Genomic DNA, 13,850 nt, shown 5'->3' with positions numbered 1-13,850 from the left:
ATTGCCCAAAGGTCCGGTCAAGGCAACGGGGACAGCGACGACAAGCGGCTGGAGATCACGCGCTCGTGTTCGGGGGGAGAACGAACACAGTCGCCCCAGAGCTTCTCACCGCGCCCCGGCCAGCATCGCCAACCGGATCAGCGCCCGCTCGACCAGCGCCATCTCGGGGGCCCGCTGTCCGGCAGAGCGCAGCGTGAGGTCGGTATCGGTCAGGATCGTCAGCGCCTGTTGCAACCGCTCCGCGCCCCAGCCCTGCGCCTGCCGTAGCATCCGATCGCGGCGCGGCCCGAAAATGGGCGGGCGCATCCGTGCGATGCCCTGCGCCGCGCCTCCGGGATCCGACGCAGCAGTGTAAAGCGCCCGGAAATGCCGCGTGGCCCCGATGCACAGACCGACAGGCTGCGTGCCCTGCGCCTTCAACCGCCGCATCACCGGACCAATTTCAGCCGAGCGTCCTTCAGCCACGATATTGAGGATGTCGTCCAAGTCCGCCTCGGTCGAGGCAGGCGCACAGGCTGCGATGTCCGCGGCGCTCAGCGGCGTGGCATCTCCCAATTTATAGAGCGCCAGTTTCTCGATGGTCTGACGGAAATCGCCGGGATCGAGATCGCGCGCGAGCGCTGTGAGATCGGCCATGACCGGTCCCGGCACATCCCCCAGACCGGCGCGGACAAGCGTTGCTTCGATCTCTTCTCGACTGGGGGGATCATCATAGATTCCAACGGCATAGGCATTGGGATGACTCTCAAACGCCTTGCGAATCCGCGATGTCGGCTTGAGCGCGCCAGCGGTCACAACGATCTGGGCATCCCCCGCCTGCCAGTCGCTGAGTGCCGCCAGAATGGCGTCGGCGGCCGTGTCATTTGCGTCCTCGACAAAGGCCGCGCGCGGACCGGGGAAAAACCCTTGCGCCTTGACCGCATCCATCAGCGCGGCGGGGTCCTTGCGCAAATCGCCCGCGGGCATCCGGCTCAGGCGCATTTCTTCATCGGCTGTGGGGCCAAGCAACGCTGCCAGCAGTTCCTGACGCCGGAGCGCCACCCGCATCGCATCAGCACCATAGATCAAAATGCCCGTGCGCTGCGCCTCTGGCTTGGCAAAGTAGCGGACAGCATCGCGCGGCGAGAGCTTCATTCGGGCTTGGGCAGGTCTGCGGCCAGAAGGCGGATCAACAGTTGATCGGCGAGAATCGCCATTAGCCGCGCCTCGGCGTCGCGCTCTGCGGCCTGCACGGCCACTGTCGTGCCGGTCGCGGAATAGCCGGTAAAGCTGGTGACATCGCCCGAGGTGACAATCACCCCCGTCTCAAGATCACGCAAGCTATAAGCCACTGTTCCCAACAGGTTAAACCGCGACGCCACGTTGTTGCGGTTGATCGCCATGGCCTGCGTGTTCAGCGTGACGACCGGGATCAGCGCGTAACGTGGATTGGCGGGCCGACCCAACCGTGTCTCGATCTCTTGCGTCAAGAGATAGGTCGCGCGGGTATCGGGGGCCTCGACCGCCACCCGCCCCATCAGCGCCGATCCCGCCCCGCCCGGCGCATAGGCGGGCGCAAAGCCGCATCCCGCAACGAGAGCGAGCGCAGACAGCAAAAGAAACCGGCGGTTACACCACGACATTGACGATCCGTCCGGGGACGACGATGATCTTCTTGGGCTGGGCCCCCTCCAGCGCCTTGACCACAGCATTGTGGGCCAGCGCCAGTTTTTCAACCTCGGATTTCGGCATATCGGCGGGCACGCTGATTTCGCCCCGACGTTTGCCGTTGATCTGGATGGGCAGAATGACCGTGTCGTCAATCAGCATCTCGGGATCGGCCACAGGCCAAGGTGCGGTCGTAACCAGCCCCTCACCCCCCAACATGGTCCAAATATCCTCGGCCAGATGCGGAGTCATGGGCGACATGAGCTGCGCCAGTGTGCGCGCGGCGGTGGTCTTCGCCCCCGTCCCCGCCTGCGATTTGGCCAGCGTATTGGTAAAGGCATAGAGCCGCGCAATCGCGGCGTTAAAGCCGAAACTGTCGATGCCCTTGGTCACTTCGTCGATGCATTTGTGCATCTCACGCAAGAGCGTGTCATCTTCCGGCGTGGCGGGCGTGTCGCTCGCCGCGATCTCGGCGGCAATGCGCCAAACGCGGCTCAGATGCCGGTGCGCGGCCTCAGCACCCGAGGCGGTCCATTCCACATCCCGCTCAGGCGGGCTGTCAGACAGAACAAACCAGCGCGCGGTATCGGCCCCGTATTGCGCGATAATGGTCGAGGGATCGACCACGTTCTTCTTGGATTTCGACATCTTGGCGGAGGGGATGATTTCGACCTCCGTTCCATCCGAGAGTTTGCCGTCCGTCACCTCTTCCGGCAGGTGATAAACCGGCCGCCCCGCCCCGTCGCGGGTCTGGTAAATCTCATGCGTCACCATCCCCTGCGTGAAGAGCGCATCGAAGGGCTCGATCGCCTTGGCCGGCAAATGGCCGCAAATCTGCATCGCCCGTGCGAAGAAGCGGGAATAGAGCAGATGCAGGATCGCGTGCTCGATGCCGCCGATATACTGGTCCACGTTCATCCAATACTCGGCCTCGGCCATATCCGTGGGCGTGGCGGCATGGGGCGCGGTAAAGCGGGCGTAATACCAGCTTGAATCGACAAACGTGTCCATCGTGTCCGTCTCACGCCGTGCGGGCGCATTACAACGCGGGCAGGCGCAATCGCGCCATGTCGGATGCCGATCCAGCGGATTGCCCGGCGCATCAAAGCTCACGTCATCCGGCAGGCGGATGGGCAGGTTTTCCTTCTTCTCCGGCACCACGCCGCAGGTATCGCAATGCACCACCGGAATGGGGCAGCCCCAATAGCGTTGGCGGCTCAACCCCCAATCGCGCAGGCGGAACTTGGTCACGCCCTGTCCCACGCCATTGGCCTCGCAGAAATCAATCGCCGCGTTGACCCCCGCATCGCCGGTCTGCACCTCGTCCCCGGCCACCAGTCGCGTGTAACGCACGGATTCCGATTTGAGCGGCACATAGGGGGCCGCCTGAATGTCGTGATCGCCCTCGACCGGCAGAAAGGTATCGACGATGGGCAAATCATATTTGCGCGCGAAGTCATGGTCGCGCTGATCATGCCCCGGACAGCCGAAAATCGCGCCTGTGCCATAATCCATCAGGATGAAATTGGCGATATAGACGGGCAATTCCCATGCGGTATCAAAGGGATGGCGCACACGCAGCCCAGTGTCAAAACCCAGTTTCTCGGCCTTTTCAATCGCCTCGGCGGTGGTGCCGCCCTTGCGCGCTTCGGCACAGAACGCCGCCACATCGGCGCGCTCGCGCTCCAGCGTCTTGGCCAGCGGATGATCCGGCGAAATCCCGACGAACGACGCCCCCATCAAGGTATCCGGCCGCGTGGTGTAAACCTCTACCCGGTCATGCCCCTCAGGCCCATCAATCAGCCCAAAGGCGAATTGCAGCCCGCGCGATTTGCCGATCCAGTTTTCCTGCATCAGCCGCACCTTGGCGGGCCAGTTATCAAGACCGTCCAGCGCCTCGAGCAATTCCTCGGCGTGATCCGAAATGCGGAAGAACCACTGCGTCAACTCGCGCCGCTCCACATCCGCGCCGGAACGCCAGCCCTTGCCGTCGATCACCTGTTCATTGGCCAGAACCGTCATGTCGACCGGGTCCCAGTTCACCACCGCATTCTTGCGATACACCAGCCCGTGCTCGAGAAAATCGAGGAAAAGCGACTGTTGCTGGCCGTAGTATTCCGGATCACAGGTGGCAAATTCGCGGGACCAGTCGATGCTGAGGCCCAAGGGCTTCATCTGCGCGCGCATGTCCGCGATATTGGCATAGGTCCAATCCTTGGGATGGCCGCCGCTCGCCATGGCCGCATTCTCGGCGGGCATACCAAAGGCGTCCCAGCCCATCGGGTGCAGCACGTTATGCCCCGTCGCGATCTTGTAGCGCGCCACCACGTCGCCCATGGTGTAATTGCGCACATGGCCCATGTGGATGCGCCCCGACGGATAGGGGAACATTTCCAGCACGTAATATTTCGGGCGCGTCTCATCGCGCCGCGCCCGGAATATCCCGGCGGCGTCCCACTCGGTTTGCCATCTCTTTTCGACGTCACTGGCGGCATAGCGCGACATGCGGCGCACCTCTTGCTGATAGGGTTGTTGCAGGGGGTGATAGGCGGTTGGGCCGCGCGGGTCCAGTGGGCGCGCGCAAAAATGCAAGGGGTTTGCGCGGGCGGAACGTCTGATTATAACGGCACCTGACCTTTGACATGCGGATACCCATGAAAATCCTTTTCATTCATCAGAATTTCCCCGGCCAATACAAACATCTGGCGCCGCTTCTGGCAGGCCAGGGGCATCATTGCGTCGCCCTCACCCTGCGGGTCAAAGAGGCAACCAAATGGCAGGGCGTGCAGGTGATCCCCTATGCCCTGCCCAAGCGCGACGCGCAGAGCCTGCATCCCTGGCTGGTCGACCTCGATACCAAGGTCACGCGCGGCGAAGCGTGCTGGCGCGCGGCGGTGGCCCTGCGCGAACAGGGCTATACCCCCGATCTCATCCTTGCGCATCCGGGATGGGGCGAGTCGCTCTTCCTGCGCGACGTCTGGCCAAATGCGAAGCTGGGCCTCTATTGCGAGCTGTATCACCTCGCGGGCTATCCCCATCTCAACTTCGATCCCGAATTCGCGGCCAAGAACACCGAGGCCGAGGCGCTGCGCATCCGGATGAAGAACATCAACAACCATCTGCATTTCGAGACCGGACATGCCGGAATCAGCCCAACCCGCTTTCAGGCCGATACCTTTCCCCAGCCCTTCCGCGACCGGATCACGGTCAGCCACGATGGCATCGACACGGTTCAGGCCACCCCCCTGCCCGATGTGCGCCTGACCATCGAAGGCCTGTGCGATGTGACCCGCGCGGATGAGGTGATCACCTTCGTCAACCGCAACCTAGAGCCTTATCGCGGCTATCACGTCTTCATGCGCACGCTTCCCCGCCTTTTGCGCGAGCGTCCCAATGCCACGGTGTTGATCGTAGGTGGGGACGAAGTGAGCTATGGCGCACGCCCCCCCAAGGGGCAGACATGGAAACAGATTTTCATCGACGAGGTCCGCGGTCAGATTTCGGATGCCGATTGGGCGCGGGTGCGTTTCCTCGGGCGCATTCCCTATGATCAATTCCTGCGGCTCTTGCAGGTCAGCCGGGTGCACGTCTACCTGACTTATCCTTTTGTCCTCAGTTGGTCACTGATGGAGGCGATGTCCTGCGAGGCGGCGATTGTCGCGGGCGATACCGAACCTGTGCGCGAGGTCATCACCCAGAACGAAACCGGGCGGCTTGTGGATTTCTTCGACCGCACGGCCCTTGTGGACGAGATTTGCGCGCTGTTGGAGGATGAAGCCGAACGCGCAAGATTGGGCCGAAACGCCCGCGACCTGATCCGCGCACACTATGACCTGCGCAGCATATGCCTGCCGCGTCAGCTCAGCTGGGTCGAGGATTTGGCATCGGCCGGGTGATCCCGGCTGCACAGGTCGTGATCTGCTAAAGACGCCAGCACATAACAATCACGCGCCGCCCCGTCACCTGTGCACCCCTCCACGATGCGCGCCAACTCGGATTCGAGCGCGCGCAACCGGCGGATCTTCTCGCGCACGGCCCCAAGCTGGTCTTGCGCGATTCGGGTGGCGCTCGCGCAGGCGCGGTCCGGGTGATCCTGCAACTCGATCAGCGCGGCAATCGCCTCGAGCGAGAAGCCCAGATCGCGGGCATGGCGAATGAACCCCAGCCGCTCCAACTCTGCCCGCCCATATCGGCGTTGATTGCCCGCGCTGCGCACCGGGGCCGCAAGCAGGCCACGGGATTCGTAATAGCGGATGGTGGGCACCTTGACGCCCGTTCGGGTCGCCAGATCACCGATTGAGAGAAACATCGCCAAACCCTCTTGAACCTCTAGTGACTAGAGAGATTACATTGCCCCTGACGCAAATGCAAAGGAGGTGCGGCATGGCGGGATGTTGTGGTCATGAGGCCCGGTTCGATGGGCTTTCATCCGCCTACAAACGGCGGCTCTGGATGGTGATCGCCATCAACGCGGCCATGTTCGCGGTGGAAATGATCGCAGGCCAGACCGCACAATCGCAGGCGCTCAAGGCCGACGCCTTGGATTTTCTCGGCGATGCGCTGACCTATGGGCTCTCGCTTGCCGTGATCGGTGCAACCCTCCGCGTGCGCGCCACGGCGGCGCTGCTCAAGGGTATCAGCCTCATGGCGATGGGGCTATGGGTGCTGGGCAGCACGGTCTACCGGCTGTTCTATCTGGGCGTGCCCGAGGCCGGGATCATGGGGGCCATCGGCGTTCTGGCGCTGGCCGCCAATATGGCCAGCGTGCTTTTGCTCATGGGTTACAAGGACGGCGATGCCAATGTCCGCTCGGTCTGGCTCTGCTCTCGCAACGATGCCATCGGCAATGTTGCGGTGATGCTCGCCGCGCTCGCGGTTTGGGGCACGGACACGGGCTTGCCCGACTTGATCGTGGCCGGCCTCATGGCCGCACTTTTTGTCAATTCATCGCAACAGATCATCCGACAGGCGCTGCAAGAGCGCCGTCAGCCTGACGCGAGCCTCAGAACTTCGCCGCGTTGATCCGCAATTGCCGCGCGCGGTTGAGGATCGCATCCTCGACGGCGCGCTCGGTGGCGGCATCGACCGGGCCACCCCGGGTCTGCAACGCGACATTGAGGGCCCGCGCATCCAGCGCCGGATCGCTGATCAGAATCGTGGCGCGATACGCCTGACCACCCCCCGGCGGCGTGCCATAGCCAGTGGAAATCACGCCGGTAAAGGGATCTGCTGCCTCGATCGGCAGGAAATCCAGCACCTGAAGCGACGCCGTCCAGAGAAAGCGATTGACCTTGACCGTGTCCTTGGCCCCCCGAAACGCATCGAGCAAAGAGCCATCGTCGGCGGCAACCTGCCGCTCGCGCCCGCCCTTGACGCGCATCGCCTCGTCATCGAGCGTGGCGTTCTTGAACCCGCCGCACCCGCTCAGAAGCACGAGACAGGCCGCCGTCAGGCCGAAGATCTTGAAACGCGAAAGGGTCATGGCACCGTCCGGGATTGTTTCCATCTCTACTATCCAAGGCGGGGCCAAGGGGCAAGCCGTTTGACAGCCTGTCGCGCACTTGTGCCGGGGGCGGCCCCTGTGGCATGCAAGAGCCAAGGCAATGAAAGAGGACGGTCATGGGTCTGAGCGAAATCAGGGCACGGATGGACAAGGCCTGCGCCGCAGCAGGGCGCACGCTAGGGGATGTGGAATTGATCGCCGTCTCCAAGGTGCAACCCGAGGATCGCGTCGCCGCCGTTCTTGACCAAGGGCATCGGGTCTTTGGCGAAAACCGGGTGCAAGAGGCGGCCGGCCGCTGGCCCGCGTTGCAAGAGCGCTATTCCGGCATCATCCTGCACCTCATCGGCCCCCTGCAGAGCAACAAGGCCCGACAGGCGATGGAGATGTTTCAAGCCATCCATTCCGTCGACCGCCCCAAGATCGCTCAGGCCATCGCACGTCTGGCACAGGAAATGGGGCACTGTCCGGATCTCTTCGTGCAGGTCAACACCGGCGAAGAACCGCAAAAGGCGGGCGTTCTGCCCGGCGATGTGGATGGCTTCGTGGCGGATTGCCGCGCGCTCGATCTGCCGGTCAAGGGGCTGATGTGCATCCCCCCGGTCGAAGAAGAGCCCAGCCTTCATTTCGCGCTTCTGGCCAAAATGGCGGCACGCAACGGTCTCTCGGGCCTCTCGATGGGCATGAGTGGCGATTTTGAGCGCGCGATTGCCCAAGGTGCCACGCATATCCGCGTGGGCTCTGCCATTTTTGGCGAACGCGATTACGGCTGAGGCAACGACATTGGAAATTTGCCAGATTGGGTGAGTTCGTCTAGCATTTCAGACAGTCATCCATCTGGAGTGAAATTCATGCGCCTTTTCTCCCTGTCCCTTGCCGCTCTTGCCCTGTCCGCATCCACGGCTGCCGCAGAATTTACCATCTCGTTTGAGTGGGGCGACATTCCATCCTGCCGCACGGGCAATCCCAATACCGTCGGCAGCCCCGCCTTTGTTCTACGCGGCGTTCCCGCCGGCACCACCTCGATCGAATTCACCCTCAAGGATCGCGATGCGCCCAATTATAGCCACGGCGGTGGTCGCCTGAAGGTCGGGAGTGACGGAAAATTACCTTTCGGAGCCTTCAAATACAAAAGCCCCTGTCCGCCGGGCGGTGTGCACACCTATGTCTGGACCGCCACGGCCCGCGCCGACAGAAAAGTTCTGGCCCGCGCCACCGCAACGCGCAAATATCCCGAATAAGCCTCAGCGCGGCGGCACGATCAACCGCGCGCCATAGGTAATCTGGCGCGCGATATGCAGCAGATGATCGGGGCGCAGCCCGATACAGCCCGCCGTGGGATAGCCGGGCCGCCGCCAGCGGTGGACAAAGATGCACGATCCGCGCCCCCGCACCGCATGCGGCCAGTTCCAATCGGTGATCAACACCAGATCATAGAGCGGATCGGCGCGGCGCAGCACCTCATGGCTATGCGGATAGGGCGCGCGCACCATGAGATTGTAATCCTCATCGCCCGCGTCATCCGACCACAGATCACCGGGCCGGATCGGCACCGCCCAATCGGTGGGCCGCGCCATGCGGTCCGGACGATACAAGAGGCCCACGATGCGATGTTCGCCCTGCGGCGTTGCCCCATCCCCCTCTCGCTTGCGCGCCGACACCCCGCCACGCCCCAAGGTGCAGGGATAGCGCCGCCCGCGAAACCGCAGGCCAAGAGGGGTGAGAACCAGATCATCGGGCGTCATGCCCTCTTTTGCCCGATCCCGTTTCGCAGTCAAAGCGGGAAGTGCCGAACCTTGCCTTCTTCTTGGCAAAAATACTCAAAACCCCGCCCCTCCCCCATGCCACCGCAGAGAGTGGCAAGATGCGCGCCCCGTCTCTATATTAGGGCAAAGACAGGGGGAACGAACCGTGCGACATCTGATTGGCCTCATCGGGGCGCTTTTCATCATGGGCGCTCAGGGCACTGGCCCGGCCCAGGCCGAGCGCGCGGCGCTCTCAGCGCATGTGTTTGGCAATTCGCTGGTGCATCACCTCAGCGACGATCCGGCCACCAATGTGCCCTATTGGCTGGCGCGGCTGGCGCGGGCGGGCGGGCGCGATCTGGCGCTCTCGGGTCAATGGGGGTTCTTGCGGGATTTCGCGGCGCAGGGTGTGGCACCCAACTGGTCCTTCGAGGGCGTGACTGCGCGACGCGGCGCCGCCGATACCGTCCTCATCACGCCCGCGAATTTCATTCAGTATCAAGCGCCTGATGCGGCCTTTGAAGGCGATAATCCCACCAATGCCAGCCCGGTGTCGATGACACTCGACGTGATCGACGGAGCGATGACGGACTGGCCCGGCGCGCGTATCGTGATCTACGAAGGCTGGCCCGACATGGGCGGCTTTACCCGTGGATTTCCGCCCTCGAACCGCAACCTGCGGCGCTGGCATGGCTATGCCCTCAGCGATTATCACGACTGGTTCCGCGCCTATGTATCGGCGTTGCAGGCCGCGCGGCCGGATGTCGAGATCACGCTTTTGCCGGTGTCCTCTGTGCTCTCAGGCCTGCAAACCGGCCTTTTGGAGGAAATCCCCGTCGAGGCGCTCTATTCCGATGACGCGCCGCACGGCACGGCCACGCAGTATTTTCTGGCCGCTCTCGTCACCTATACCGCGCTCTACGAGACCCCCGCGCCGGCGGGGTTCGATCTGCCCGAAACCCTGCATCCGCTGGTGCGCGACCTCTACCCGCGCCTGGCCGAGGAAATCGCCCAGGCCCTCGGCCTGCGCGATACCGCAGCGGCGGCGGCCACGGCGCAAGAGGCCAAGGCAGAGGTCACGCCCCCCCCCGGCGCAGGCCTCGCCAATCCCAGCCTCGGCATGGGGCTGAACGGCATCGCGGACTGGTCGAGCCAGCACCCTTTCGTCGATGTGATGAAGACCGCGCGACCCTGGGTCGGTCACACCTCCGATCAATGGGGCGCGTTTTCGACCGAGGCGCTTCTGGCGGGCGGCTATCTCGACGAATACGGCTGGCCGCTCGCGCTGCCCGACGGGGCCAAGGCGCTCGAGGCGTTCATTCTCACCGATCAACCCGAGGGGGCCACCCATCTGAGGGGCCGCTATGTGCTGCGCTACACCGGCACCGGCGTGATCCGGGTGGTGGGACGGGCCGATAACGTGCGCTATGACTATGGCCAGCGCGAGGTGCGCTTTGATGTGACGCCGGGCGATGGCCCCGTTGCGCTTAGCCTCTTGGAAACCGATCCCGCCGATCCGCTTCGCAACATTACGGTCGTGCGCGAGGATCAATTGGCCCTGCATGAGCTTGGCGTGGTCTTCAACCCGCTCTGGATCGACAAAGTCGCAGACCTGCGCGTAATCCGCTTCATGGACTGGATGTTCACCAATGGCGCGCCGCAGGTCACTTGGCAGGATCGCCCCCTACCGCAGGATGCCACCTATGTCTGGCGCGGCGTGCCGGTCGAGGTGATGGCGGATCTCGCCAACCAGATCGGGGCCGACCCTTGGGTGAACATGCCGCATATGGCCGATGACGGATACATCCGCGCCTTTGCTACCTATATGCGCGACCATCTGGACCCCGCCCTCAAGGCGCATGTGGAATATTCCAACGAGTTGTGGAATTTCATGTTTCCCCAGACCGCTTGGGTCCGAGATCAGGCGCTGGCCCTCTGGGGCGATGACGCGAGCGATGACGCCTGGATGCAGTTCGCGGGCCTGCGCGCGGCGCAAATGGCCGACATCTGGCGCGCGGAATTCGCGGGGCAAGAGAACCGCTTGCAGATCGTGGTCGGCACCCATACCGGCTGGCCGGGGCTGGAAGAGCCGCTTTTGATGGCCCCTCTTGCGCTTGAGCACGGGCACCTGACCGCGCCGCCCGTCACCCGCTTTGATGCCTATGCCGTCACCGGCTATTTCGGCTATGAGTTGGGCGGCGAGGATCAGCAAGACACCGTCCTGGGCTGGATCGCCACGAGCGCGGCCATCGCCCGCGCCAAGGCGGCCGAAACCGGCGCGGACCCTGAAACATATCTTGCCGCGCATCGCTACGATCTGGCCTATGATCTGGCCGCCGAGGCGCTGCGACAGGGCTCTTTGGGCGAGTTGCTGCGCGACACCCTGCCCTATCACGCCGGAGTGGCGGACCGGCACGGGCTGCGGCTGGTGATGTATGAGGGCGGCACGCATGTGGTGGGTCAGGGCGCTGCGGTCGAGAATGACGCGCTGACAGAGTTCTTTGTCGGCTTCAACTACAGCCCGCAAATGGGCGCGCTCTATGACGAATTGCTGGAGGGGTGGACAGTGGCAGGCGGCACGCTCTTCAACGCGTTCGTTGATGTGGCTGTCCCTTCGAAATGGGGCAGTTGGGGCGCGCTCAGGCATCTCGACGACACGACCCCCCGCTGGGCCGCGTTGATACGCGCCAATGCGGTGGCGCCCCAGTGGGATACCGAGCGGCCAACGGATGCGTTCCTGCAGGGCGTGACGCGCACCGCCGGGCCGCAGGGCACACGGCTCGAGGGCACGGCCAAGGCCGATATCCTGCTGGGCGGTGCGGGCGATGATACGCTCGTGGGCCGCGGTGGCGCTGACCGCATACACGGCGGCGCGGGCCGCGATCTGGCCATTCTGCCGGGGGGGCGGGACGCATACGGGATCGGGCGCGAGGGCGCGCGGGTGATTCTTGAGGGACCGCAAGGCGCGGTCGTGCTGGTCGATGTCGAAGCGGTCGAATTCGCCGATGCGCCGGGTCAGGCTGTGGCGCTCAGTGATTTGATGTAGCCCCCGCGCGGCACAGGGCGCGGAGCGTCGCCGCGCGATTCATTGCCAGGTGTTAATCCTGCATCTCCCCAAGAAATCCCCGAATCTCCTCTGCAACCACCCGCGCGTGGCTGATCGGCCCCATGTGCCCCGCGCCCTGCACCACCACGCGCAGCACCTCGGGTATGCGCGCCGCCAGACCCGCATTGATCGCGGCAATGATCGCGGAGGACTCGCTCCCTTCCAGCAATACCACCGGCACGCCGATCCTCTCCAAAGCACCGCTCGACAGCATCCCGCCGGAATCCCCGTAGAGCGCATCGGTCGCGGCCTCGATCAACGGCATCTGCGCCGCCATTGCCATCCGCGCCCCTTCAGGCAACGCCGTCCAGCCGCGCCGGTCGCCCCAAACGCGGGTAAACCCTTCGGCCGCCCGCAGAAAATCCCCCGTCGCCATGCCTGCCGCATAGTCGGCCATCTCGGCCTCGTGACCTGTGCGCAAGGCCGGTTGATCATGCAAGGCCACGGCAAAGAACACCGGCTCGTAGAGAATCAGCGAGCGCACCAGATCGGGGTGCTCCACCGCCAGTCGCAACGCCACCGTCGCGCCGAACGAATGACCGATCACATCCGTGCGCCTATCGAGAAAATCCGCCGCCATTGCGGTGCTGACCGCCTGAATCTCGCCCGTGCCCGCCCATGCCCCGCTCTGCCCATGCCCCGGCAGATCGAACGCCGTCAGCCGCAGCGCGCCGCTCAATTCGCGCGCCAGCGGCCCCCAGCTGCCACCATGCGACAGTGAGCAGTGGATCGCCAAGGCGTGACGCGGCCCACTGCCCAACTCTGTCCAATGGGTCGGAAACCCGCCCCTCAGCCCCGCCGGCATGGGATCAGAGCTTGCCCGCCAGATGCAGGTCGAGATCCTCAAGCCGGTCCTGACCCCAGAAACTCTGACCGCTGTCCACCACATAGAAGGGCGAGCCAAAGACGCCCGCCGCGACCGCCTCTTCGAGATTGGCGGCATAGGTTTCCGCGCCGCTCAAAAGACCCTTGTCGGCCAGGGCGGGATCGAACCCGGCGCGGCTCAGGCAATCGCGGATCACCTCATCCTCGGCAATGTTGCGTTCTTCGGCCCAGCAGGCGCGCAGGATGGACTGCACCAGCCCTCCCAGATCACCACCCCCCGCGGCCTGCGCCGCGATAATGGCATAGGACGAGGGCGCAGGATTGGTGGGCCAGAAGGCGGGCTTGAGCGTCAGCGCCATGCCGCGCCGCTTGGCCTGACGCGGCAATTCCTGAGCGCGATAGGCAGTGCGCGCTGGATGCCGGTCCGCAGGTGCCGTCCCCCCCGTGCGCGCAAAAAGCGCCATGATATCGAGCGGTTTGTAGGTGATGCTGGCCCCATGCCGTGCCGAAATCTCCTCAAGCCCCGTGCCCGCCAGATAGGCGTAGGGGGAGAGGGTCGAAAAATAATAGTCGATATGAGCCATTTCGGCGCGTTCCTTTGCTGCATCGCTTTGCCTGAGCATGACCACATGCTAAGCGGTGTCAACATCACGAATCTGTCATATTGCACAGCCGGGGACCCCATCATGCCAGCCACATCGCAACCCAAGCTCATTTCGGGCAATGCCAACCTGCCGCTTGCCACGGCGATTGCCCGGCGGATGTCGATGCATCGCGGCGTCAATGTCGGTCTGGTCGACGCCCGGATCGAACGCTTCAACGATCAGGAAATCTTTGTCGAGGTCTACGAGAATGTGCGCGGCGAGGATATGTTCATCATCCAGCCCACGTCGAACCCGGCCAATGACAACCTGATGGAACTGCTCATTATGGCCGACGCGCTGCGCCGGTCGTCTGCGGCGCGCATCACCGCCGTGATCCCCTATTTCGGCTATGCCCGTCAGGATCGCCGCTCCAAGGCGCGCAC

At 63.8% G+C, this 13,850-nt stretch carries 14 protein-coding genes; 6 read left to right on the top strand and 8 right to left on the bottom strand.

Annotated elements, in window-relative coordinates; all coding sequences use genetic code 11:
* Nucleotides 1-105: 105 nt before the first annotated feature.
* Genes AACZ65_RS03450 through leuS form a run of 3 tightly spaced genes read right to left on the bottom strand, consistent with a single transcriptional unit; the run spans nt 106 to nt 4,152 of the window.
* Nucleotides 106-1,134, bottom strand: a complete 1,029-nt coding sequence (locus AACZ65_RS03450; protein ID WP_339668046.1) for a DNA polymerase III subunit delta — start codon at nt 1,132-1,134, stop codon at nt 106-108.
* Nucleotides 1,131-1,622 carry an LPS assembly lipoprotein LptE gene (lptE, locus tag AACZ65_RS03445; protein ID WP_339668043.1) on the bottom strand — a complete coding sequence of 164 codons (492 nt, stop codon included), beginning with the start codon at nt 1,620-1,622 and terminating at the stop codon, nt 1,131-1,133. The genes AACZ65_RS03450 and lptE overlap by 4 nt, the downstream gene beginning before the upstream one ends.
* A complete protein-coding gene (gene leuS, locus AACZ65_RS03440; protein WP_339668041.1) occupies nt 1,609-4,152 on the bottom strand; it encodes a leucine--tRNA ligase in 2,544 nt (847 codons plus the stop codon). Before leuS ends, lptE begins: the two co-directional genes overlap by 14 nt.
* Nucleotides 4,153-4,301: 149 nt before the next feature.
* Between leuS and AACZ65_RS03435 the strand changes: the two genes are divergently transcribed.
* On the top strand, nt 4,302-5,543 hold the full coding sequence (locus AACZ65_RS03435; protein ID WP_339668039.1) for a glycosyltransferase: 1,242 nt from the start codon (nt 4,302-4,304) through the stop codon (nt 5,541-5,543).
* On the opposite strand, the gene AACZ65_RS03430 is transcribed toward AACZ65_RS03435, so the two are convergent.
* Nucleotides 5,504-5,956, bottom strand: coding sequence for a helix-turn-helix domain-containing protein (locus AACZ65_RS03430; RefSeq protein ID WP_339668038.1), 453 nt, complete (start codon nt 5,954-5,956; stop codon nt 5,504-5,506). The two genes, AACZ65_RS03435 and AACZ65_RS03430, sit on opposite strands and share 40 nt — an antisense overlap.
* A 74-nt stretch (nt 5,957-6,030) precedes the next feature.
* Between AACZ65_RS03430 and AACZ65_RS03425 the strand changes: the two genes are divergently transcribed.
* The gene (locus AACZ65_RS03425; protein WP_339668036.1) at nt 6,031-6,669 is read left to right on the top strand and encodes a cation transporter; all 639 of its coding nucleotides are present in this window, start codon (nt 6,031-6,033) and stop codon (nt 6,667-6,669) included.
* Here AACZ65_RS03425 and AACZ65_RS03420 read toward each other — a convergent pair.
* Complete coding sequence (locus AACZ65_RS03420) at nt 6,650-7,153, bottom strand: DUF3576 domain-containing protein (RefSeq protein ID WP_037273620.1); 504 nt, start codon at nt 7,151-7,153, stop codon at nt 6,650-6,652. The genes AACZ65_RS03425 and AACZ65_RS03420 overlap by 20 nt on opposite strands.
* Nucleotides 7,154-7,266: 113 nt before the next feature.
* On the opposite strand from AACZ65_RS03420, the gene AACZ65_RS03415 reads away from it, so the two are divergent.
* Nucleotides 7,267-7,920 carry a YggS family pyridoxal phosphate-dependent enzyme gene (locus tag AACZ65_RS03415; RefSeq protein ID WP_339668032.1) on the top strand — a complete coding sequence of 218 codons (654 nt, stop codon included), beginning with the start codon at nt 7,267-7,269 and terminating at the stop codon, nt 7,918-7,920.
* A gap of 78 nt (nt 7,921-7,998) precedes the next feature.
* Entirely contained in the window at nt 7,999-8,388 is a 390-nt protein-coding gene (locus AACZ65_RS03410) for a hypothetical protein (protein ID WP_339668030.1), read from the top strand.
* Between the two features lie 3 nt (nt 8,389-8,391).
* Here the strand turns inward: AACZ65_RS03410 and AACZ65_RS03405 are convergent, their stop codons facing one another.
* On the bottom strand, nt 8,392-8,892 hold the full coding sequence (locus AACZ65_RS03405) for a L,D-transpeptidase family protein (protein WP_339668028.1): 501 nt from the start codon (nt 8,890-8,892) through the stop codon (nt 8,392-8,394).
* A gap of 166 nt (nt 8,893-9,058) precedes the next feature.
* Here AACZ65_RS03405 and AACZ65_RS03400 point away from each other — a divergent pair, with 166 nt between their 5' ends.
* Nucleotides 9,059-11,938 (top strand): calcium-binding protein, encoded by a 2,880-nt coding sequence (locus AACZ65_RS03400; RefSeq protein WP_339668026.1) that lies wholly within the window; start codon nt 9,059-9,061, stop codon nt 11,936-11,938.
* A gap of 52 nt (nt 11,939-11,990) precedes the next feature.
* On the opposite strand, the gene AACZ65_RS03395 is transcribed toward AACZ65_RS03400, so the two are convergent.
* Both AACZ65_RS03395 and AACZ65_RS03390 read right to left on the bottom strand, forming a co-directional pair.
* Nucleotides 11,991-12,845, bottom strand: coding sequence for an alpha/beta hydrolase (locus AACZ65_RS03395; protein ID WP_339668024.1), 855 nt, complete (start codon nt 12,843-12,845; stop codon nt 11,991-11,993).
* Nucleotides 12,808-13,407 (bottom strand): 2-hydroxychromene-2-carboxylate isomerase, encoded by a 600-nt coding sequence (locus AACZ65_RS03390; RefSeq protein WP_339668022.1) that lies wholly within the window; start codon nt 13,405-13,407, stop codon nt 12,808-12,810. The genes AACZ65_RS03395 and AACZ65_RS03390 overlap by 38 nt, the downstream gene beginning before the upstream one ends.
* Nucleotides 13,408-13,509: 102 nt before the next feature.
* On the opposite strand from AACZ65_RS03390, the gene AACZ65_RS03385 reads away from it, so the two are divergent.
* On the top strand, nt 13,510-13,850 hold a 341-nt coding region (locus AACZ65_RS03385), incomplete at its 3' end, for a ribose-phosphate pyrophosphokinase-like domain-containing protein (RefSeq protein ID WP_339668021.1).

It is taken from the genome of uncultured Roseovarius sp., from assembly GCF_963972555.1.
Lineage (GTDB): Bacteria > Pseudomonadota > Alphaproteobacteria > Rhodobacterales > Rhodobacteraceae > Roseovarius > Roseovarius mucosus.
This window is presented reverse-complemented; position numbering and strand designations above follow the sequence as displayed.